This window comes from Blastococcus sp. VKM Ac-2987 (assembly GCF_026967805.1).
Lineage (GTDB): Bacteria > Actinomycetota > Actinomycetes > Mycobacteriales > Geodermatophilaceae > Blastococcus.
Genome location: NZ_JAPVBG010000001.1, coordinates 1611105 through 1633610, shown reverse-complemented (window position 1 = coordinate 1633610; position 22506 = coordinate 1611105). Strand labels below are relative to the sequence as shown.

17 protein-coding genes are annotated in these 22506 nt (G+C 73.6%); 11 read left to right on the top strand and 6 right to left on the bottom strand.

All coding sequences use genetic code 11. The features are described from left to right. Nucleotides 1-210: 210 nt before the first annotated feature. Entirely contained in the window at nt 211-798 is a 588-nt protein-coding gene (locus tag O2W17_RS08065; protein WP_269191881.1) for a dTDP-4-dehydrorhamnose 3,5-epimerase family protein, read from the bottom strand. Nucleotides 799-878: 80 nt separating this feature from the next. On the opposite strand from O2W17_RS08065, the gene O2W17_RS08060 reads away from it, so the two are divergent. The 6 genes from O2W17_RS08060 to O2W17_RS08035 are packed head-to-tail and all read left to right on the top strand — an operon-like array spanning nt 879 to nt 7423. Next, nucleotides 879-2108, top strand: coding sequence for a class I SAM-dependent methyltransferase (locus O2W17_RS08060; protein ID WP_269191880.1), 1230 nt, complete (start codon nt 879-881; stop codon nt 2106-2108). 20 nt (nt 2109-2128) lie between these two features. Further along, entirely contained in the window at nt 2129-2974 is an 846-nt protein-coding gene (locus O2W17_RS08055) for a sugar phosphate nucleotidyltransferase (protein WP_269191879.1), read from the top strand. A 42-nt stretch (nt 2975-3016) separates the two neighbouring features. Further along, the gene (locus tag O2W17_RS08050; protein WP_269191878.1) at nt 3017-3667 is read left to right on the top strand and encodes a PIG-L deacetylase family protein; all 651 of its coding nucleotides are present in this window, start codon (nt 3017-3019) and stop codon (nt 3665-3667) included. Further along, a complete protein-coding gene (locus O2W17_RS08045; protein ID WP_269191877.1) occupies nt 3664-5025 on the top strand; it encodes a glutamate-1-semialdehyde 2,1-aminomutase in 1362 nt (453 codons plus the stop codon). Before O2W17_RS08050 ends, O2W17_RS08045 begins: the two co-directional genes overlap by 4 nt. 48 nt (nt 5026-5073) lie before the next feature. Next, entirely contained in the window at nt 5074-6096 is a 1023-nt protein-coding gene (locus O2W17_RS08040) for an NAD-dependent epimerase/dehydratase family protein (RefSeq protein WP_269191876.1), read from the top strand. Between the two features lie 22 nt (nt 6097-6118). Further along, nucleotides 6119-7423, top strand: coding sequence for a DUF4910 domain-containing protein (locus tag O2W17_RS08035; RefSeq protein ID WP_269191875.1), 1305 nt, complete (start codon nt 6119-6121; stop codon nt 7421-7423). A gap of 14 nt (nt 7424-7437) precedes the next feature. Here the strand turns inward: O2W17_RS08035 and O2W17_RS08030 are convergent, their stop codons facing one another. From O2W17_RS08030 to O2W17_RS08015, 4 genes are all read right to left on the bottom strand, one after another. Beyond that, a complete protein-coding gene (locus O2W17_RS08030; RefSeq protein ID WP_269191874.1) occupies nt 7438-9117 on the bottom strand; it encodes a sugar transferase in 1680 nt (559 codons plus the stop codon). Nucleotides 9118-12667: 3550 nt separating this feature from the next. After that, nucleotides 12668-13471, bottom strand: a complete 804-nt coding sequence (locus O2W17_RS08025; protein WP_269191873.1) for a hypothetical protein — start codon at nt 13469-13471, stop codon at nt 12668-12670. Nucleotide 13472: 1 nt separating this feature from the next. After that, nucleotides 13473-13877: an S-adenosylmethionine decarboxylase gene (locus tag O2W17_RS08020; RefSeq protein ID WP_269191872.1), complete on the bottom strand. Its 405-nt coding sequence runs from the start codon at nt 13875-13877 to the stop codon at nt 13473-13475. 84 nt (nt 13878-13961) lie between these two features. After that, nucleotides 13962-16283: a putative bifunctional diguanylate cyclase/phosphodiesterase gene (locus tag O2W17_RS08015; protein WP_269191871.1), complete on the bottom strand. Its 2322-nt coding sequence runs from the start codon at nt 16281-16283 to the stop codon at nt 13962-13964. Between the two features lie 137 nt (nt 16284-16420). Here O2W17_RS08015 and O2W17_RS08010 point away from each other — a divergent pair, with 137 nt between their 5' ends. From O2W17_RS08010 to O2W17_RS07990, 5 genes are all read left to right on the top strand, one after another. Further along, nucleotides 16421-16798, top strand: a complete 378-nt coding sequence (locus tag O2W17_RS08010; protein ID WP_269191870.1) for a hypothetical protein — start codon at nt 16421-16423, stop codon at nt 16796-16798. A gap of 774 nt (nt 16799-17572) precedes the next feature. Beyond that, nucleotides 17573-18820, top strand: coding sequence for a glycosyltransferase (locus tag O2W17_RS08005; RefSeq protein ID WP_269191869.1), 1248 nt, complete (start codon nt 17573-17575; stop codon nt 18818-18820). After that, nucleotides 18820-18993 (top strand): hypothetical protein, encoded by a 174-nt coding sequence (locus O2W17_RS08000; protein WP_269191868.1) that lies wholly within the window; start codon nt 18820-18822, stop codon nt 18991-18993. The genes O2W17_RS08005 and O2W17_RS08000 overlap by 1 nt, the downstream gene beginning before the upstream one ends. Next, on the top strand, nt 18990-20558 hold the full coding sequence (locus O2W17_RS07995; RefSeq protein ID WP_269191867.1) for a hypothetical protein: 1569 nt from the start codon (nt 18990-18992) through the stop codon (nt 20556-20558). Before O2W17_RS08000 ends, O2W17_RS07995 begins: the two co-directional genes overlap by 4 nt. Next, nucleotides 20555-21424 carry a polysaccharide deacetylase family protein gene (locus tag O2W17_RS07990; protein WP_269191866.1) on the top strand — a complete coding sequence of 290 codons (870 nt, stop codon included), beginning with the start codon at nt 20555-20557 and terminating at the stop codon, nt 21422-21424. Before O2W17_RS07995 ends, O2W17_RS07990 begins: the two co-directional genes overlap by 4 nt. Here the strand turns inward: O2W17_RS07990 and O2W17_RS07985 are convergent. Continuing rightward, a complete protein-coding gene (locus tag O2W17_RS07985) occupies nt 21382-22335 on the bottom strand; it encodes a glycosyl hydrolase family 18 protein (protein ID WP_269191865.1) in 954 nt (317 codons plus the stop codon). The genes O2W17_RS07990 and O2W17_RS07985 overlap by 43 nt on opposite strands. Nucleotides 22336-22506: the final 171 nt, after the last annotated feature.

The window sequence follows — 22506 nt, the reverse complement described above, 5'->3', positions numbered from 1 at the left end:
CGGCTGATCGGCGGGAGGCAGAACTCCCTCCGCTCCTGCCTCGTCCCTAACGTGCGCGGATGTACGGGCGGCGGCTGCCGGCCGAGGGTTCGCCGCACCGCTGGGCGGAAGGGGAGGGCGCCATCATGAAGCTCTGCTGGAGGTCGCACTCTCCCGGCGTGCGGGCCCGAACGGGCCCACAGCGACGAGCTTCCCGTCCCTGGCTCCGGATCACCCCGCCGGCGGCCCGTCCGTCCGCACTCCGGCCCTGATGGTGCTCAGCGACGCCGACAACTGCGCCAGTGGGGGCGCCGTGGCGTCGGACCGTGACATCGCGACGGCGGGGAGCGGCCATGGGACAGCGAGCTGGGGGTCGTCGTGGGCGATGGTGAGGTCTTCGTGGGGATCGTGACGCCGGTCGATCCGGTAAGCCGTGTCCGCAGGTTCGGTGAGGGCCTGGAACCCGTGGGCGCAGCCGGCCGGGATGTAGATCGAGTTCTGCTGCTCCCCGTCGAGGACGACCGAGATCCATTCCAGGTGGGTGGGGGACCCCGGGCGGAGGTCGACGACGACGTCGAAGACCCGTCCCGACGAGCAGCGGACCAGCTTGCTCTCGCCGTCCCCGACGCGGACGTGCAGCCCGCGGATCACGCCCTGCCGGGACCGCGACATGCTGTCCTGGACGAAGCCGTGCGGGTCCACCCCCGCCTCACGAGCGACGTCCGCATCGAACGTCCGGCTGAAGAACCCCCGGTCGTCCACGTGCGGCGAGGGCGTGAACTCGATGACGCCCGGGATGCGTGTGGAGCTCCAGCGCATGGTCCCCGCTCCTCCGCCCGTGCTGCCGTCGACGGCAGCCGAGCATGTCACCCGTTCCGGACGACGTCGAGGTGGCGTACATGAGCGCACCGCACTGCCGACTCTGCTCCGCACCCCTGGTCGACACCTTCGTGGACCTGGGGATGTCCCCACCCTGCGAGAGCTACCTGACGGCCGACCAGCTCGACACCGCCGAGACGTTCTACCCGCTGCACGTGCGCATCTGCGCCCGGTGCCTCCTGGTGCAGCTGCCGGCCTACATCGACGCGGGCGACATCTTCAGCCACTACGCGTACTTCTCCTCCTACAGCGACTCCTGGGTGGCGCACGCCAAGGGTTTCGTCGAGGAGGCCGTCGGAAGGCTGGGTCTCGGACCGGACTCCTTCATCGTCGAGGTGGCGAGCAACGACGGCTACCTCCTCGAGCACGTCGTCCACCGGGGCATCCGGGCGCTCGGCATCGAGCCTGCGGCCAACGTGGCGGAGGCAGCCGTCGCCCGCGGTGTCCCGACCGAGGTCGTCTTCCTCGGGGAGGCGACCGGCGCCGACGTCGCGGCCCGGCACGGGGCGGCCGACCTGGTCGTGGCCAACAACGTGTTCGCCCACGTCCCCGACATCGTCGACTTCGCCAGGGGCCTGCGCCGGCTGGTGGCCGACGGCGGGACGGTCACCATCGAGATCCCGCACCTGCTGCGGCTCATCGAGGGCAACGAGTACGACACCATCTACCACGAGCACTACTCGTACCTGTCGCTCCTGACGACGCAGCGGGTCCTGGCCGAGGCGGGCCTCGTGGTCGTGGACGTCGAGGAGCTGCCGACGCACGGCGGGTCGCTGCGCACCTGGTCGATGCCGGCCGAGTCGGCCACGCCACCGAGCGCCGCCGTGGCCGCCGTGCTCGCTGACGAGCGGGCAGCGGGCCTGAGCACCCTCGAGGGCCACGCCGGGTTCGCCCTGGCCGTCGCCCGGGTGCGCAACGACCTGGTGGAGTTCCTCGTGGAACGCTCCCGCCGGGGCGAGACGGTCGTGGCCTACGGCGCGCCCGGCAAGGGCAACACGCTGCTCAACCACTGCGGTGTCCGGTCGGACCTGGTCGCCTTCTCCGTCGACCGGAACCCGTTCAAGCAGGGCAGGTTCCTGCCGGGGACGCACATCCCGATCCATGCGCCCGAGGCGCTCGCGGAGGCCCGGCCGGACTACGTCCTGATCATGCCCTGGAATCTCAGGGAGGAGATATCCGACCAGCTCAGCTACGTCCGGGACTGGGGCGGCAGGCTCGTCGTGGCGCTGCCCCGGCTCGAGATTCTCTGAAGGCCCGAGGGAGGACATCCATGAAGGTCGTCATATTCTGCGGCGGGTTGGGCATGCGGATCCGGACGGGTCCGGAGTCGCTGCCCAAGCCGATGATGCCCATCGGCAGCCGGCCGGTGCTGTGGCACGTGATGCGGTACTACGCGCACTTCGGCCACAAGGAGTTCATCCTCTGCCTCGGTTACGGGGCCGATGCGGTGAAGAACTACTTTCTCGACTACCGGGAGACGAATTCCAACGACTTCGTGCTCACCAAGGGCGGCCGGCACGTGGAGATGCTCGCCACCGACATCAGCGAGTGGACGATCACCTTCATCGACACGGGAATCTCCACGGCCATCGGCGAGCGGCTGCGCCGGGTGCGTCCCTACCTCGAGGGCGACGAGATCTTCCTGGCCAACTACGGCGACGTGCTGACCGACGCGCCCATGAACGACCTCATCGACGAGTTCGAGTCCAAGGACGCGGTGGCGAGCCTGCTCGCGGTCAAGCCCCAGGACTCGTTCCACGTCGTGGAGACGGCGGGAGGGGATCGGGTCACCGGCCTCACCCCGGTCGCGGACATGTCCATGCGCATCAACGGGGGCTACTTCATCCTGCGGCAGACGATCTACGACTACCTGGAAGAGGGCGACGACCTCGTCATGGACGGGTTCGCGCGGGCCGCGGCGCACGGCAAGCTCTGTGCCACCTCCTACGACGGCTTCTGGGCCCCGATGGACACCCTCAAGGAGCGGAGCGCCCTCGAGGACCAGTACCGGAGCGGGATCAGCCCGTGGGCCGTGTGGCGGGAGAGGCCTGTCGACCCGGGACCCCGGGTCGTCCCGGTCGTCCTGCCGGAGCCCAGTGCGGTCGATGCCGGGTAGCCGGCGAGGATCCTCCGGGACCCGGGGAAGAGACGTGGCGTCGTGATCGGCGTGACGCCGCCCGGCGGCCGGCTCGACATCCTGTGCGTGGGCGCCCACCCCGACGACATCGAGATCGGCTGCGGTGGCACCCTCCTGACCCTGGCCGGCCGCCCGTCCACGACGGTGCACGGGCTGGTCCTGACCGGCACCCCCGAGCGGCAGGAGGAGGCCGCCGCCGCCCTGCCGCAGTTCTTCCCGGGCGCCACCGTGCGGGTCCTGGACCTGCCGGACGGGCGACTGCCGGCGCACTGGGACGCCGTCAAGGAGACCCTCGAGGACTCGGCCCGGGACCTGCGGCCGACCGTCGTCCTGGCGCCCCGGGTCGACGACGCCCACCAGGACCACCGTCTCCTGGGCCGCCTGGTGACGACGGTGTGGCGGGACGCGCTGGTGCTGCACTACGAGATCCCCAAGTGGGACGGGGACCTGCGTCCCCCCAACGCCTACGTCCGCCTGACGGAGACCGAGGCGCACCGGAAGGTCGAGCTGCTGCACCGCTGCTTCCCCTCGCAGGGAGGCCGGGACTGGTGGGACGACGAGGTCTTCCGCGGTCTCATGCGTCTGCGCGGGATGGAGAGCAGGTCCCGCTACGCCGAGGGCTTCGTGTGCCAGAAGCTGCTCGTCGACATCGCTGCGGGGAGGGCCGGATGAGCTCCTGGGCGGAGGACCGGACCTTCGCGACCTCGACCGCCCTGCAGCAGCGCCTGCACGAGCTGGTGCCCGGGGGAGCGCACACCTACGCGCGCGGGTCCGACCAGTACCCCGAGGGCATGGCACCCGTGATCGCCCGCGGGCAGGGTGCCCACGTGCAGGACGTCGACGGCAACTGGTTCGTCGAGTACGGCATGGGCCTGCGGTCGGTGACGCTCGGGCACGCGTACGCACCGGTGGTCGAGGCCGTGGTCGCAGCGGCGCGGTCCGGCGTCAGTTTCAGCAGGCCGTCCGTGTGGGAGCTGCAGGCGGCGGAGCAGTTCCTCGCGCAGGTCCCCGGGGCGGACATGGTGAAGTTCGCGAAGAACGGTTCCGACGCCACGACCGCGGCGGTCAAGCTGGCCCGGGCCGTGACGGGGCGAGACCTGGTGGCCCTGTGCCGGTCCCAGCCGTTCTTCTCCACCGACGACTGGTTCATCGGCACCACGGACATGGACGCCGGGATCCCGGCCCCGCACCGCGACCTCTCGGTGGTCTTCGACTACAACGACCTCGGCTCCGTCGAGGACCTGCTGGAGCGGTACCCCGGACGGATCGCCTGCGTGCTGCTGGAGGCGGGGACGGCGATGGCCGATCCGCAGCCGGGTTTCCTCGCGGGGCTGCGGGCACTGGCCGACCGCGACGGGTTCGTCCTGGTGTTCGACGAGATCATCACGGGGATGCGCTGGGCGACGGGCGGTGCGCAGCAGGTCTACGGCACCACCCCGGACCTCTCGACCTGGGGAAAGGCGCTCGGCAACGGTTTCGCGGTGGCGGCCCTGGCGGGCCGGCGCGAGCTCATGGAGCTCGGGGGCCTGCGCACGGACCTGCCGAGGGCCTTCCTGCTGTCCACGACGAACGGTGCGGAGACCACGGGTCTGGCCGCCTACCTGGCCGTCGCGGAGGCCTACCGGCAACGGGACGTGGTCGCCGCGATGGAGGCGCAGGGGCGCAGGCTGGCCGACGGGGCGAACGCGGCGGCGGCGTCGCTGGGCATCGCGGACCACTTCACCGTGGTGGGCCGGTCCTCCTGCCTGGTCTTCGTGACGCGCGACCACCTCGGGAGGCCCTCCCAGGAGTTCCGCACGCTGTTCCTCCAGGAGATGCTCCGTCGCGGCGTCCTCGGCCAGTCGTTCGTGATCTCGGCCGCGCACACCGACGAGGACGTCGACCGCACCGTCGAAGCGGTGGGCGAGGCCCTGACGGTGTACTCCGCGGCGCTGTCGGCCGGCTCGTGCGACGGGCTGCTCCACGGCCGCCCCGTCGCGCCGGCTCTGCGGAGGTTCGCCTCCCCCTGCCGGCTCCCCAGACCGGCCTGAGCACGGCCGGCCCCCGTCCCGATCGACGACCCTAGGAGTGAGTGCCCGATGCGTGTTCTCGTGGACGGCGACCGCGGCTACATCGGGGCGGTCCTCGTACCGCTGTTGATGGCGGCCGGGCACGAGGTGGAGGGCCTCGACGCCGGGTGGTACGACGGCTGCGACTTCGGGAAGCAGCCGCACGGCTACTCCTCCCGGACGGGCGACATCCGCGACGTCACCGCCGACGACCTGTCCGGGTTCGACGCGGTCGTCCACCTCGCTGCCATCTCCAACGACCCCGTCGGGCACCTCAACCCGGAGGCCACCTACTCGGTCAACGCCGAGGGCGCGGCCCACGTGGCCCGCATGGCCAAGGCCGCCGGGGTGGAGCGGTTCCTGTTCTCCTCCTCGTGCTCGCTCTACGGCGCGGCCGGCGACGCCCCGGTCTCCGAGGCCAGCCCGTTCCACCCGGTCACCCCGTACGGGGAGAGCAAGGTGCGCGCCGAGCGGGACATCAGCCTCCTCGCCGACGAGCGCTTCAGCCCGACGTACCTGCGGAACGCGACCGCCTACGGATCCTCGCCGCGCCTGCGGGCCGACATCGTCGTCAACAACCTGACCGGGACGGCGTTCACCCGGGGCGAGGTCCGGCTGCAGAGCGACGGCACCCCGTGGCGACCGCTCGTGCACGTGAAGGACATCTCGCAGGCATTCCTGGCGGTCCTGGAAGCCCCCCGTGAGCAGGTGCACGACCAGGCGTTCAACGTCGGCCGTGACGAGGACGTGGTGCAGATCCGGCAGATCGCCACCGCGGTCGCCGACGTGTTCGACGCCCCGGTGACCTTCACCGAGGGCGCGGGTGCGGACAAGCGTGACTACCGCGTCGACTTCACCAAGATCAAGCAGGAGCTGCCCTCGTTCCGCCCGGAGTGGACGGTGCTGGACGGCATCCACGAGCTCGCCGCGGACATGGACCGGATCGGGCTGACCGCCGACGAGTTCGACGGCGAGCGCTATGTCCGCCTCCATCGCGTAAACCGGCTCAGGGCCGCGGGTCTGCTGGACGACCTGCTCCGCTCGAGGGCGTGACCGGGTGAGCCTCGCGGGTCACGTGGACCGGCTGCGATCCGGTGACCAGGACCTCGACGGGCTCGGTGAGAGCATGCACGCGGCCATGGCCCGGCTCTACCCGATCTGCCGCAGCATCACGGGCGACGGTGTGCGGGCGACGCTCGACATCCTCGGCGAGTCCCTCGCCATCCAGCGCCACGCCGTTCCCTCGGGCGCGCAGGCATTCGACTGGACGGTCCCGGACGAGTGGAACGTGCGGGACGCCTACATCGCCGACCGCCGGGGCCTCCGGGTCGTCGACTTCCGGCGGCACAACCTGCACCTGGTCGGCTACAGCGTCCCCGTGCGCGCCACGATGACCCTCGACGAGCTCCGTCCCCACCTGCACACGCGGCCCGACCAGCCCGAGTGGATCCCCTACCGGACGACGTACTACCACCGGGACTGGGGCTTCTGCCTGCCCGACAGCCAGCTGCGCTCGATGGACGAGGGGCCCTACGACGTGGTGATCGACACCACCATCGTGCCGGGCGAGCTGACCTATGGCGAGCTGGTCGTGCCAGGCGACAGCACCGACGAGGTCGTGGTCAGCGCCCACCTGTGCCATCCGTCCCTCGCCAACGACAACCTCGCCGGGATCGCCGTCGCGACGGAGCTGGCACGCACCCTGACGTCCCTGGCGAAGCGGCGGCACACGTACCGGTTCCTCTTCGCGCCGGGCACCATCGGGTCCATCACGTGGCTCAGCCGCAACGCCGACGTGCTGCCCCGGATCCGGCACGGGCTGGTCCTCACCGGCCTGGGCGGGCCCGGCGGCCTCGTGTACAAGCGCTCGCGGCGCGGCACCCGGGGCATCGACCGCGCGGCCGCCCACGTCGTCGCCGGTCGGGGTGGCGAGGTGCGCGACTACTCGCCGTACGGCTACGACGAGCGGCAGTTCAACTCCATCGGCTTCGACCTGCCCTTCGGGCGGCTGTCCCGCACGCCGCACGGGGAGTACCCCGAGTACCACACCTCCGCGGACGACCTGTCGTTCGTGAAGCCCTCGCAGCTGGCGGAGTCCTATCTCGCCGTGCTGGAGATCGTCGACGTCCTCGAGAACGACGAGCGGTACGAGAACCTGTCCCCGCACGGGGAGCCGCAGCTGGGCAAGCGGGGTCTCTACCCGACGACAGGAGGGCGGGCGGCCGACGAGGCCGTCATGGCGATGCTCTGGGCGCTGGCGTACTCCGACGGCTCGACGTCGCTGCTGGACATCGCCTCGGTGGCCGGCGTGGACTTCGCGGGCCTGCGGCGTGCCGCCGGGCACCTCGAGGCCGCCGGGTTGATGGCCCCGGCCCGGTAGCCGCCGTCCCGGTCTCAGTAGGCCCCGCAGCTCCGGGTGACGGCGCGGAGGGTGCGCCACAGGATGGTGAGGTCGAGACCCAACGACCAGTTCTCGACGTAGCGGACGTCGAGTTCCACGGCTTGCTCCCAGCTCAGGTCGGACCGGCCGCTGACCTGCCACAAGCCCGTGATCCCCGGCTTCACGAGCAGCCGGCGGTGCATGTCGGGCCCGTAGTGCTCGACCTCCCGGTCGACGTGCGGCCGGGGACCGACGAAGGACATCTCGCCCTTCAGCACGTTGATCAGCTGGGGGAGCTCGTCCAGGGAGGATCGGCGGAGGACGTGCCCCACCCGGGTGACCCGCGGATCCCGGCGCAGCTTGAACTGCACCTCGTTGCCTTCGTTCAACAGCCAGAGTGCGTCGACCTGCTGGTCGGCGCCGACGGCCATGCTGCGGAACTTCAGCAGGTCGAAGTGCCGGCCCCGCTTGCCGACCCGTCGGTGCCGGTAGATCGCGGGACCAGGGCTGGTGGCGCGGATGGCGATCGTGATGCCCAGCATCAGCGGGGTGGCCACGATCAGCAGGACGGCGGCTGCGGTCCGGTCGAGCACTGCTTTCACCAGCCGCCGGCTGCCGCGGAAATCAGGTTCCCGCACCTGGATCAGCGGCAGGCTGGTCATGGGACGTACCTGCAGCCTGTTCGGCGCCACCTCGATGAGGCCGGGACACACCAGCACTTCGATGTTCGTTCCCTCCAGCCGCCAGGACAGCTCGCGCAGGTAGGCGCCGGCGGTCTCACTGGCCGAGGTGACGACGACGGCATCGGCTCGGACGTCGTCCAGCACCTTTGTCACCTCGTCCAGTCGGCCGAGGACGGACAGTCCGTGCTGCCGGAGCTCCTCAGCGGCGTCGGGCTGCGGGACGCAGACCCCCACGACGTCCAGTCCGGCACAGGGATCCCGGCGGATCCGCCTGGCGAGGTCGAGGACGGCGACGTCTCGACCGACGAGGACGACCTGCTTCGTCTTGAGGTTTCCCCGCCGCGCGACGTGCAGGCGCCACCGGGCGACCCCGTGGCCGACGAGGGAGAGAACGCCGGCAACCGGAGCGCCGACCAGGATGAGGCGGTCGGACCCGGACTCCCACGGGAGGGTCCCGATCAGGCCGCACAGCGACATGGCGAGCACCCCCACGAGGACCACTCGCCGGAACTCGTCGGGGCCGCTCCCGAACCGGCGTTCGGTGTACGAGCCGAGGAGCAGGTGCAGGAGCGGCCAGGCGAGCACGAAGGCGAGTGCGGCGGCCCCCTGCGGCGCGGCGCCTGGACCGGGGACCGCGGCGGCGAGCCAGACCGCCACCCCGGTGGCCAGCGTGTCACCGATGACCAGCGTCGCCACGTACGTGACCAACCACTCGGGGGGGCGCCGGCGGCGGGCGGTGAACGGGTCGTACACCGGCCTCGTCCGAGGCGGGGAGGCGGCGGGGGGCCGGGTGACCGGGGGGACGGGGCGCAACTGCTCGAGTCGGCGGACCTCGCAGGGGTCGGCGTCCTCGGACGGACCGTGCGGCGCGTGGACATCCTGCGGCAGGACGTCCACGCTGCGCAGCGGCGTCTTCTCGCGACGAACCGCTCGGGCGTCCTCGGGCCTGCTGCCGCTGCCGTGAGCGGACTTCCCGTCGTCGGCGGTGAACTGTTCAGAGCTGTCGATCATCGTCGTCGACCCGATCTGCTGCGGGGAGGGGTAGAGCTGCGGGGTGGGTGATCCGGGCTGTCGCGGTGCCGGGGCGTCGAGCCCGGGAAGGGACGAGGTGACGCGCTTCCCTGGCCTACGTGTGCACGCGCCGCGGTCGTGGTGACCTGGGCGTACGGGCGGCGCCTGTGGCGCAGGCCCGGCATGCGGCAGCGGTGTTCGGCGATCCGACGACGTCGCGGCACGTCGGACCCCGGTGCCGCGGCGGTCAGTCCGGAGGAGCCCCGGGATCGTCCGCCCTCGTGACGACACCGGAGGCCTGACCCATGGCGCTACGGCCGGAGCCGCAGGCAGGGGCGGCCGCCTGGAGGCCGGGGAGCACGGCGTGCAGCGTCCGGTCGCCGTCGTGGTTCCCGTGTCCGCACGTGGAGGCGCCGGCGGTGGATCCGGGCGCGGTCGGCGCGGTGGGCGCGGACGGGACCGGCAGACCTTGGGGGAGGGTTTGCCGAGGTGGGTCGACGGGGCCCGGGGTGGTTCCGGACCCCGTGCTCGGGGACGCGAGCACGGCACGTGCAGCGTCATCGGGGCGGGTCGTCGACGTCGAAGCTCGGGTCCTCGGCTCCAGGGCACCGGTGGACCTTGGTGCGGTCGTGCACGAGCCGGCCGAGATGCCGTCGAGCAAGGTCAGCAGCTCGGCGTCGAGCAGGCCCGCCGCCGAGGGGGAGCTGCTGACCTCAGCGGATGAGCCCTCCACGATCACACCGGCGTGATCAGCCGGGGTGGCGGCCGTCCCGATGGCCGAGGTCGTCCCTGAGGCTGTCGCGGCGGTCGCAGTTCCCTCCACAGCCGGGACAGCGGTGGCCTGCTCCTGGTCGGGCGACTCGACGGGCATGGACCCGGCTTCGGGGGCCGACGCCGTGTCGAGTGGTGCCGGAGCGGTCGGGGTGACCGCAGGCGGGGTCTGGGTCCGGACGACCGGAAGGGGCTCCGGCCGCGACGCTGGTTGCTGCGGATGCGGGACTGCGGCCGGCAGGGTCGTCGGGCCCGGGGGGAGAGCGGTGGTGGGTGGACCGGCGGGCTGCGCTGCCGGCGCGGAGACGTCGGGAGCAGCCGGCGGGAGGTCGCCTGCCGGTGGGCCGGGACGCAGCGGACGGTGGACGGGGAGCAGCTCAGGTGGGCCCGGGGGCAGGTCCGGAGCGCTGGCGCTGGACCCGGGGACGGGCGGACCGACGGGGGAAGGAAGCGGCGGCAGGGGCGGTGCGGTCGGGAGCGAGGGCTGTGGCGACGGCCCGGCGTCCACGTCGGGGAGATCGGTGCGCGAGTCAGGTGCGGTCGAGGGGCCGGCTGGTTCTGTGGCCGGCGGGCCGGGGCGCTCGTCGGGGGGACCGGGGTGCTCGGCCGGCTCGGCCGGCGGGCCGGCTGGTGGTGCGGCCGGCGGGCCGGCTGGTGGTGCGGCCGGCGGGCCGGCTGGTGGTGCGGCCGGCGGGCCGGCTGGTGGTGCGGCCGGCGGGCCGGCTGGTGGTGTGGCCGGCGGGCCGGCTGGTGGTGTGGCCGGGTCGGCAGGTGGGCCGGCTGGTGGTGCGGCAGGTGGGCCGGCTGGTGGTGCGGCAGGTGGGCCGGCTGGTGGTGCGGCAGGTGGTGTGGCCGGCGGGCCGGGGTGCTCGTCGGGGGGGCCGGGGTGCTCGGCCGGCTCGGCCGGGGGGCCGGCTGGTGGTGCAGCCGGGGGGCCAGGGTTCTCGCGGGGCTCGACCGGAGGACCCGGCTGCTCGATTGGGAGGCCAACAGGTGGTGCGGCCGGGGGACCAGCTGGTGGCTCGGCGCGCGGACCGGCTGGTGGTGCGGTCGGCGGGCCGGGGTGTTCGGCTGGGGGCCCTGCAGGTGGTGCAGCCGGGGGACCAGGCTGCTTGGCCGGGGGGCCGGCTGGTGGCTCGGTGCGCGGGCCAGCTGGTGGTGCGGCCGGTGGGCCGGGGTGTTCGGCTGGGGGCCCTGCAGGTGGTGCAGCCGGGGGACCAGGCTGCTTGGCCGGGGGGCCGGCTGGTGGTGCGGTCGGCGGGCCGGCTGGTGGTGCGGCCGGTGGGCCGGGGTGTTCGGCTGGGGGCCCTGCAGGTGGTGCAGCCGGGGGGCCAGGCTGCTTGGCCGGGGGGCCGGCTGGTGGCTCGGTGCGCGGGCCAGCTGGTGGCTCGGCGCGCGGACCGGCTGGTGGTGCAGCCGGGGGGCCAGGCTGCTTGGCCGGGGGGCCGGCTGGTGGCTCGGTGCGCGGGCCGGCTGGTGGTGCGGTCGGCGGGCCGGGGTGTTCGGCTGGGGGTCCGGCTGGTGGTGCAGCCGGGGGACCAGGCTGCTTGGCCGGGGGGCCGGCTGGTGGTGCGGCCGGTGGGCCGGGGTCCGCTTCGGGAGCGGTGGGTAGGCCGGACTCGACGGGTGCGGTCGCGTCAAGAGCAGCCGGCTTGCCGGCCCCTGCGTCCGGCGAGTTCGCACCAGCACGGCTCGGTGGTGTCCCGGCCTGGGAGCTGCTCGAGGTGGCCTCGGGGGCTGGTTCCCCTGGCGAACCCCTGGTCTTGCCGGATGACGTTCCGGGCGCGTCCGCACTGGCTCGAGGGTCCGCGATGGCAGGAGGAGCCGTCCGCGTCGGGTCCAGCGGGCCCTGCATCGAGGGATCGACCGACCGGTCGCGCTCCTCGCTCCGAGGGCTCGCGGGCGGGGAGGGCGCATCGGCGTTCGATGAGCCGGGGGGGTCCGCGGGAGTTCCGGCCTGGCCCGCCGTCGACGTGTCAGTAGACGTGGGGAGCGCCGCGGGATCCGCGGAGGCGCCAGCGGGAGCCGCCGGCGAACGGTCGGACGCCGACTCGAGGGGAGTGGCCGCGACGGCCGCTGTTCTCGCGCCTCCGTCGAGCCGGTCGCCCGGACCTTCCTCGGACGCCTGGACGACGGTGGTCCGGGGCGCGTCGCCGGCGACGATCGCGGTGTCCTGGGCCGCGTGAGCAGCACCGGCCAGGGCGGTCAGCAGTCCGCAGGCGCCGACGGTCAGGACAGGGCCGACCAGCAGCCGACGGGTCCACCGTCGTGAAGTGGGAGCCGCGTCGGAACGATCAGGTCCGTCGATCGACGCAAGGCAGGGCGACGAATCGCCGCGAGCCTCCGGCCGATCAATCAAGACGCTTTTCCCCCCGAGTCACGACGTGCCGTCAGAACCGGCTGCCCTGCAGCGTGACGGCGATCGCCTCTGCCGGGCGGACCATCCGGCCGTCGCCGCTCCTCGGTCAACCCCTGCTTGCGCCGAGACGACCGGTGTCGGCTGGGCATCACCCTCGGTCACGGCTCTGAACGGGCCAGTACTCGAATTGCGAGCACCGTGGTCGTGCTCCATCACGCTGGGTGAACAGACGGCGAGCATCGCCCGCGCGTCGACCATCGGCGCGTCGGGACAGCGGGGACGTGCGGAGATGTCGGACGCCAAGGGGGTAGCCGTCGCCCCGGGACCCGGCTGAACACGTCGTCGGCACAGGTGTCGTGCCGACCGGCTCCGCGGTCGAACGGCGGCGCACGCGGTAGCCGTAGCCGGCGCGCTCCGGGCCTACGCGCCCGGCGGGTTGGCGAGCTGCTCCGCGCGGCGGGACGTCGGCGGTCGCCACCCGGTGGTGTCGCGGCGCGGCGGAAGCGTCCGATCCGGGCGGTCGGCCGGTGCGGGCGGCCGGCCGACGGTGCCACGGGTCGCTGCCAGGTCGGCGGGGTCGAGCGTGATCGAGTGGAACCGCCCGTGGACCAGCGCCGGCGCGAGGTCGGGGCGGGCCCGGGCCATCTCCTCCTCCGCCATCTCCGCGACGAGCACGCACGGGGTGCTGGCGGGCGATCCCAGGTAGGGCCGGGACGCCGCTCCCGCCATCGGCTGCCAGGGCACGCCCATCGCGCGGAGCAACCGGCGCACCCGGTCGTCGACGATCGTGACCAGGCCCGGGACGTCGCAGTTGCGGGCGTACCGCCACAGCCCGTGGCAGAGGGCCACGCTCACCTCGGCACCCGCCGCGCCGGCGCGGTACCGGGGATCCACGGCCAGGCTCCCCACGTCCCACACATCCCGCGCGGCGAGGCCGACCGTGCCCAGGCTGTCCGCCACGGGCAGGTGCCACGGCTCGCCCGCCGCGTCGACCAGGCTCTTCACCGGGCTCTCGGCCGCGGTGATCAGCCGTGCGGTGCCGAGGGCTTCGCCGCTGCGGTCGTCGATCACCACGACGAACCGTGATCGCGCCTCGTACGGGCCGTACTCCTGCGCCAGGAGCTCCGGCGTGTTGCCGAACGCGTGCAGGAAAACCCGGGCCTCGACCTGTCGTGCGGCGTCCCGCTCGGCGGGGGACTGCGCCACCAGCAGCCGGAGGGTCATGTCAGAAGGACTTCGCGACGACGGTGCGGGCGGCGAAGAAGTCGGCGGTGAACGCCACGGCGACGTCCGGGTCGAACGCCTTGCAGGTGTAGATGTCGACCGAGAAGAACAGCCGCGGCTGCTCCCAGGCGTAGAAGTGCGCCCCGGACGTCTCCCAGTGGATCCAGCCGGCCCAGCCGTACAGATCGGAGCGGTGCGTCACCGGCTCCAGGAGCTGGACCATGTCCACCTCGCGGGACAGCGCCGAGAGGTACGCCCGGATCTGCGCGTGGTCCACGGGCCCGGCCGGGACCCCCTCGATCACCAGGCGCTGGCGGAGGATGTCCGGTGCGAGGTCCCGCCACGCGAGCGGGCGGGGGACCAGGTCAGAGGCAGGGAAGGAGGGCGTCACCTGCTCATAGTCCACATTCGGTCGCGCAGGGTGTTCACCGAGGTCGGCGTGTCGCCCGGTCGTGCGTCACCTCCAGGGCGTCGTCCTGACTCTTCGGAGTCAGCCCTGGCTCGGACCCCGGTGGAGCTGGGGGATCAGGGTCGCGTCGACGAGCCCGGAGTCCGAGGCGTCGAGCCAGCGCAGGAAGTCGTCGACCGGCATGGGGCGGGCGATGGCGTACCCCTGCGCGACGTCACAGCCGAGGTGGGCGAGCGTGGCGCTCATCGCCAGGGTCTCGACTCCCTCGGCCACCAGGCTCAGCCCGAGGGCATGGGCGAGCGCGACGGTGCTCTGCACGATGGCCGCCGCACGGGGATCGCGGTCGGCGTCCGCGGTCAGGCTGCGATCGAGCTTGAGCTCGTCGGCCGGCAGGTGCCGCAGGTAGGCCAGCGAGCTGTACCCGGTGCCGTAGTCGTCGATCGACGTCCGGACGCCGGAGCAGCGCAGTTCGGCCAGCACGCCCCGCCCGCGCTCGGGGTCGGCCATGAGGGTGTCCTCGACGAGCTCCAGCGTGAGTGCCGCCGGGGGCAGGCCGTGCCGGTGCAGCGCGGTGGCGACCTTGGCGGCCAGGTCGAGGTCGGTGACGTTCGCGGCCGACAGGTTGACCGACACCGGGATCGCGCGGTCGGGCCACCAGCGGCCGGCTGCCGCGAGCGCCAGCTCGATCACCCGGTCGGTCAGCGGCCGCATGAGGCCGGCCTGCTCGGCCGCCGGCAGGAAGTCGGCGGGCGAGAGCAGCCCCCGGGTGGGGTGCTCCCACCGGACCAGGGCCTCGGCGCCCACGATGCGGCCGTCGCGCAGGTCCATCTGGGGCTGCAGGAAGACGCGCAGCTCGTCCCCGTCCAGGGCGGTCCGCAGCTCCTCCATGGTGCGCAGCCGCCCGCTGCCGGCGGTGCCGGTGACCGGGTCGGGCACGTAGACGTGCACGCGTTCGCGGGCCCGCTTGGCGCTGTACATGGCGACGTCGGCGCAGTGCAGCAGCTCCTGGACCGTCGTCGCCGGTGCCGGCGTCGTCGCGACGCCGATGCTGACGCCGACGTGCAGCCGGACGTCGGCCACCGTGAACGGCGCGTGCAGCAGGTCGCTCAGCCGCCAGGCGAGCGCGCGCGCCTCGCCGGGCTCCGCGGCCGGCATCAGGACGGCGAACTCGTCACCGCCGAGCCGGGCCAGCACGTCGCCGGACCGCAGGGAGCCGCGCAGCCGCGGGCCGATCTGGCGCAGCAGGTCGTCACCGGCGGAGTGACCGAGGCTGTCGTTGATCTCCTTGAAGCCGTCGAGGTCGAGCAGCAGGAGCGCGGCGGGCCGGTCCCGGCGGGCCGCGGCGACGACCCGCTTGGCCCGCTCGAGCAGCGACCGGCGGTTGGCGAGCCCGGTCAGCTCGTCGGTCCGCGACTCGAGCTTGACCTGGTTGTACCCGCGGACCTCGCGGAAGGTCACGGCGATGCGGACGACACCGGCCAGCACGCAGCCGAGGGCCAGCCAGCCGGCGATGTCGGGCACGGGCTCGGACCACCCCGGGCTCAGCACGGCGAGGCTGGCCACCAGGCAGACGAGCGGCACGGCCAGCAGCCGCCAGCCGATGCGCGAGCCGGGAGCGTCGACGGGAGCCGGCCGCTCGACGGCGCCGTCCGCGGCCGCGGCGGTCAGGACGACGGAGGCCAGCCAGCCCAGCTCGAGCGGGCCGCCGTCGACGTAGGTGCCCTGCACCTTGAGGGCGAACAGGACGATGTCCGAGACGCAGATCAGGGCCAGCCCCGCGCCGAGCAGCACGAAGGTGCGGTCGAGGCGCACGCCGAGGATGCCGCTGATGGCCATGAGCATGGCGATGAGCAGGACCGTCGTGATCGGTGCGGCGAGGTCGACGGCGGCCACCGGCGTCTCGCCGGGAGCGGTGTGGAGGTAGGGCCCCAGGAGGAAGGCCACCCCGGCGGACAGGCTGCCCAGGGCGGCGACGACGCCGTCGAGCCACATGCTGGGGTGGAAGCGCGGTACCCGGGTGCGGATCAGCACGACGAGGGGCAGGTACATGACCAGGTAGGCCGCGAAGGAGACGGCGTGCGACAGCGTGGAGGACGGCTCGTTGCCCTCCAGGCCGGCGGAGAGCACACGCAGCGCGTTGCCGACGGCGCCGAGCGTCAGCGCGACCGCGAGCGCGGCCCAGAGGATCCGCTCGGTGCGCACCCGGTGCGCCGCCAGCACGCACGCCGCCGCGGCGGCGAGGTAGGGCAGGTTGTAGAGGACGACGTCGTACGTCCGGTCCCACGCTGCGCCGGCCGGGCGCGGCCCGATGCCGGTGGCGAACAGCGCGACCAGGCCGGCCGTCAGGAGCAGCGCGGGGCCGGGGCGGCGCCGCGTGGCCGCGTCCTGCTGTCGCTGGTCCATGCCGGGGACATCGGCCGTGGCACGCGCCGGGTTCAGCGCCGCCGGCCCCGGCTCACCCGGAGGGGGGAGCCAGGGCCGACGGTGCCGATCGGGGGCGCACGGTCACGGACGAGCCCGGGACTGCCGATGACGCAGGTATGGAGCGATCGCGTGGTCATGACGGGCTGCCGCCGCGGATCACCGGCCGTCGGGCCGACCCGCCGCAGGTGACCGAGCCGGTGAGCGTCACCGTCGTCCTCCGCGGTCTGGAGGTCGTGGGGTACGGCCGCCACGCTGCGCCCGCGTCGGCCTACGGGCCGGCCGACGTCCACCGCCTGCTGCCCGGGGCGCCGCTCAACTCCCCTGCGGTGCCGACGGACCCCGAGGCCGCGCCGGTGGCGGTGCCCGACCGCGGCGTCCCGGACGCGGTCGTCGCCGCAGCCGACGGCGGTACCGGCGCCCGGTCGTCGGACGAGCTGCTGACGAGGGCCACCGGTTTCCTGGCGCGCCTGCGGCTGCTGCCCAGGGCGGCGTAGCGCCGGTCGGTCGGCGGTCCGCCGGCTGCCGAACCAGTGCGGGCAGGACCGCTCCGCCGGTATGACTTCCGTCACGTCGGTGTGTCGCGACGGCGGGTCGCGCACCGTCTGCGATATCTCGACCCACCCCCGGACAGCGAGCCGGGGGGCGCCGGTCGACGACGCGGGCGGCGGGCCCGCGCACACTGCGGCCCGACCGGCGGCGCGCAACTGAATTGTCGACGCCCGCGCAAGCGGCGCCGTCCCGAATTCGTCCTGCGCCTGCAGCGGCTCGCCGTTCCGCGTGCCGGCGGGGATCGGGTGGTCCTCGGTCCCCGTGGGGGTGGACCGTTGCCGTCGCCGAGGCGCTCACCAGCGCTTTTCCGCCGAGAGGACGGCGTCACGACGCTGCGTCGAGCACCTCGGACCGGCCTCCGCCGGGGCCGGCGAATGTGCGCGCGCAGGAATGGCGACCGAATGACCCGGCCGGGTCGCGCAGATTGGCATTCCCCCTCGGTCCAGGGTCGAAACTGAGAGTCACCTCCGCGGCGTCGTGGACTCTGCGCGCCTGGCAAAAGTGCACGTCACGACGCCGTGACCGAGAGTCAACCAGTACGCAGCGTGATCAGTTGAGCGCTTAAAGATCGTATCGGGAAAGGCTTCACCGGCATCCCGTCCCGACATACGTTATCGGCGCTGCCCGTCGTCACCGCGATGCGCAGGAATGTGCTTGTACGTCAGGACCGTGGAGCCGGAGCACGATCGGTACCCCACGGTATTCGGGGGGAAAATCCGTTGGGGAATGCAGGAATCGAGAGCGCCGGCGCGCGCCCCGCGCACGGACGCGGCCGTTCCGCCGAGCCGGGTGCAACGCTCGCCCCGAAGCTCCCCCGGCAGTACCGCTTCGAGTCCAACGCCGTCGTGCTGGCGCCCTCCGTGCCGGTCCCGGGCACCGCCCCGGCGCCCGGCAGTCAGGTCGAGCGGCAGCAGCCCCGGGTCACGGCCGTCATCCCGGCGCACAACGAGGAAGTCGGCATCGCGCAGACGATCGCGAGCCTCCGCCGGCAGACGCGGCCGCCCCAGCGCATCCTCGTCGCCGCCGACAACTGCACCGACGGCACGGTGGAGATCGCCCGTGCGCTGGGCGTCGACGTGCTGGAGACGCGCGGCAACACCGCCAAGAAGGCGGGCGCGCTGAACCAGGGGCTGGCGCTGGTGCTCGCGGCGCTCGAGCCGGACGACGTCGTCCTGTCGATGGACGCCGACAGCCGGCTGAGCCCCGATTTCATCGAGCGCGGCATGCGCTACTTCGAGGCCTACGGGCAGCGTGGGGGCATCAGCGGCTCCTACCAGGCCGCCGACCACCCGTCCCGGATCGGGCTGCTGCAGAAGATCGAGTACGCCCAGGGCCTGCGGACGGTGCACCGCCGTGCGGGCCGGATCCACGTGCTCTCCGGCGCGGCGACCATGTTCACCGCCGAGGCGCTCCGGGCCGTGGGCGCCGCCCGCGGCTCCGCCGTGCTGCCCGGCGTGCCGGGGCAGGTCTACCACGAGGCGTCGCTCACCGAGGACTACGAGCTGACCGTCGCCCTGCAGCGGCTCGGGTACGACCCCAGGTGCGCGCCGGACTGCCAGGTGGTCACCGACATCATGCCCACCTGGTCGGAGTGGCGGACCCAGCGACTGCGCTGGCAGCGGGGCACGCTCGAGACGCTCATGGCGTACGGGTTCGTCGAGCACACGCGCAAGGCGTGGCTGGTGCAGGCCTGGACGTACTTCCGCAGCCTCGTGCCGCTGCTGATGATCGCGGCCTGGTCCTACGCGCTGGCCCTCGAGGAGCCCTCGCTGCACCTCGTCTGGCTGGTGATCATCCCGGTCTTCGTCCTCGACCAGGTGCTGGCGTCCTGGAAGGCGGGCCGGCGGGGCCGCCTCTACGCGGCATCGCTGCTCCCGATGATCGTCTACGACTTCGCCCAGGCGGTCGTGAACTGGCAGGCCCTGTCCCGCGCGCTGCACGGCGCCGAGCCCGAGTGGATCACCTGATGGACGCCGAGTTCCCCGCCCTGCTCGAGCAGGTCAGCCACGACGGGTTCATGGGCGCCACCGCCGTCCTGACGGCGGTCACGGTCCTGATGCTCACCCTCGCGGTGCGCCGCATCCTGCCGAAGAACGACCGGGACGACACCCTGCCGTCCCGCGAGCAGGGCCGGCGATGACCGCCACCACCGCCGCGCCGACGGGCGCCTACCGGGCGCCGCACTGGCACGACGCACTCCTGCTGAGCCTGCCCGACCGGCTGGTCTCCCCGCGTGCCCGCCGGTGGATCGCCGGGCTCCCGATGACCCTGCTGGCCGTCGTGCTCGCGGGGCTGGCGCTGCGGCTGCGCAACGGGGCCTCGGCCGACGAGGCCCTCGCCGTCAACACCGGCCGGGAGCAGATCGCCCAGTGGGTCACGCAGGCCCCGGCGGGGATCCCCGACGGCGCGCTGCCCGGCGCGCCGTTCCTGTACCCGGTGCTGGCCGCTGCGCTCGACAGCGTCGGTGGGCTCTTCCTCGTCCGCGCGTTCGGGCTGGCCTCCGTGATCACCGCGATGGTGCTGCTGTGCGGCGCGGTGGCGGCGCGCTTTCCGCACCGGACCGGTGTCCTCGCCGCGGCCGCCTTCGCGCTGAGCGCACCCGTGGTGTTCGCCGCGGGGCTCGGCACGGCGGACGCGGTGGCGCTGGCCGGCCTCGCCGCCGCGCTCTGGGCCATCGTGGCGCGCCGGGGTGCCGTGTCCGCGCTGGGAGCGGGCGCCCTGCTCGCGCTGGTGCCGGTCCTCGAGTACTCCACCGCCCTGCTGGCCCCGCTCGTCCTCGCGGCCGGGGCCGCCATGATCGGCGGCGGCACGGCCCGGCGGACCGGTGCGCACCGCCGGGCGGGCGCGCCCGGCGGGACGGGCGCGCTCCGCCGCACGGCCGTCGTCGGTGGCACGGCGGTGCTCCTGGCCGGCGCGCTGCACCTGCTGGGAGCAGGACCGGCCGCCCGGGGCTGGACCGACCTCTTCGGGAACGCGCCGCTGAGCCCGCACCCGTGGTCGGGCCTGGTCGGCTGGCTCGTGCTCGACATCGGCATCCTGGTCGCGCTCGCCGGAGCCGGTGCGGTGGGCCTGGCCCGCGCCGGCCGGCCGAACGCGCTGCTGGCCGCGGTGCTGATCGCCGGGAGCGCCCTGTTCCCGGCCGCGCAGCTGTGGACCGGCTCGGCGGTGGCCTTCGACCGGAACCTGGCCTACTCCGTGCTGTTCCTGGCGCCCCTGGCCGGCCTCGCGCTGACCCGGATGTCGCGGGGGACGTGGCGGCTGGGGCCGGTGCTGCTGCTCCTGCCGGTGCTGGTGCTCTTCGGCGTCTCCCGGTCGGGGGCGGTCTACGCGGCCTGGCCGGACGTCCGGCCGGTCGTCGCCGAGATCCTCGACGACCCGGCGCCGGGGGCGTACCTGGCCAGCGGCACCGCCGCGGAGGCGCTGGAGTTCTACACGAACGACCGGCCCGCCGTGCAGTGGGCGGACACCTACGGGCTCTACGCCCGCGGTGAGGACGCCGTCCGGGTGGCCGTGGAGGACCTGCACTACGAGGCGATCGTCCTGCACTCGGCCAGCACCGGCTCGCCGGCGGAGGACGCGATGGAGGGCGTCGTGCTGCAGGCGCTGCACGACAACTACACCGACTACGAGCTCGTGGCGACGATCCCGGCCTCGGGTGTCGCCGACGCCGACATGTGGCTGGTGTACCGGCCGGCGTCCCGGTGACGCGCCGGTCGTGGCGACGACCGCTGCTGGTCGCGCTGGCGGTCGTGCTCGGGCTGGGTGTCGCCGGCTACCGGGTGGCGTCCGACGTGGCGACGACCTCGGCGGCGTCGACGGGCCCGGCGTCGGCCGGTGCGCCGGACCTCCGTCCGCTCGACAGCGACTGCTCCGGCGGGTACGTCGTCCTCAGCTTCGACGACGGGCCCCGGCAGCACAGCGCGGAGCTGCTCGACCGGCTCGACGCCTTCGGCCTCAGCGCCGTCTTCTTCTGGAGCGGGCACAACATCGAGGGCCGCGGGGAGCTCGTCCGGCGCGCCGTCGCCGAGGGCCATGTCCTGGGCAACCACACCCAGTCGCACGTGGACCTCACCACCGGGGAGCTGCCTTCGGGTGACCAGGTGGTGCCCTGGGGGGCGGCGCAGATCCGCGAGGAGCTGCGGCGGACCAACGAGCTGCTCGTGGCCAACGGCGCCCCGGTGCCGGAGTTGTACCGGCCGCCGTACGGGGCGGTGAACCGGCAGGTGGACGACGTCGCGCAGACGCTGGGGCTGCAGCTGGTCATGTCCTTCGGCCGCGACGCCCGCGACAACCTCGTCGACTCGCACGACACCGAGGGCATCTCCGCCGAGGAGATCGCGGCCAACGTCGTCGGACCGATGCGCGACGGCTCGATCATCACCATGCACGACGGGCTGGGGCAGGCGACGCTCAACTCGATCGAGGCCCTGCAGCGGATCGTCGACGCCATGAACGAGCGCCGGCTCTGCACCACCACCGAGGTGCGGCCCGACGCGACCGGGCGGGTGCTCGACTTCCCCGCGCCGGCTCAGGTGCCGAGCTCGGCGCCGAACGCCTCGGCGAACGGGTAGCCCGCAGCGCTCTCGATCGTCATGTCCCACACGTAGGCGCCCCGCACGCGGGTGCCCGCCTCGGCGAGCGCGCGGTAGGCGGCGAGGTACTCCTCGACGGGCATCTGCCCCGGATCGCCGAGGGCGGACCCGGCGTAGGTGGTCCCGATGGCGAACCGGGACGGCGGGAGGCCGCGGTCGACCATCCGCTGCGCCGTGGCCACGATGTCCGCACGGCGCTCCGCCGCGGTCTGCGCGAAGTCGTAGAACTGCGGCCCGTAGAGGTCGCAGACCCGGCCGCGCCAGGTGCGGCCGTCCACCGTGGCCTCGCCCTCGGCCAGGGCGAAGTCCTCGTACAGGCGCAGGCCGGGCTCGGCGGAGACGGTGACGGCGAAGTCGGCCCCGCGGCCGGCCTTGAGCCGGGCGCTGGCGCTGACGAGGGACCGCAGGTCGGTGCCCGACCCACCCTGCTCCAGGTCCCAGTCGATGCCGTCGCAGCCGTAGGCGTCGCAGATCTCCTCGACATCGGCGACCACCTCGTCCACCTGCTCGTCGGTGCGCATCCGGATCCCGCCGTCGACCGCCCCGCCGATGGAGAGCAGGACGGCGGCGCCGCGGGCCTGGACGGCCGCGATGTCGGCGCGCAGCTGCTCGACGGTGACGCCGCTGCCCTGGTCCGGGTCGAACTCCAGCCGCCCGGTGCTGGGCTGCGCGCTGGTGGCGAAGGCGAGGAAGAAGACGTTCAACCGGTCGCTGGCCGTGGGCAGCGGCGGTGAGCTGTCGGCCCGCCAGTACGCGGCGACGACGGCGCGGGGGAGGGGCTCCACGGGGGTGTCGGTCGAACGCACGGCGATGACGGCGCCTGTCGCGACGACCACCGACACGACGCCGGCGAGGGCCAGCGTCGTCGTCCGGCGGACGCGAGAGGGCACCGGTCCCCTTTCGGCAGTCGTGGTCACCCGGACGCGCCCGGGCCGGGCGCGCCGGGAAGGGCTGACGGCGATCCTAGAGTCGCGTCGTCCGCGCAGGTCGCGGCGCGGGTGGCCGCTCGCCGGCCGGGACGCCTCGGCGCGGGTCGGCCGGCTCGGCGGGTCCGAACGCTT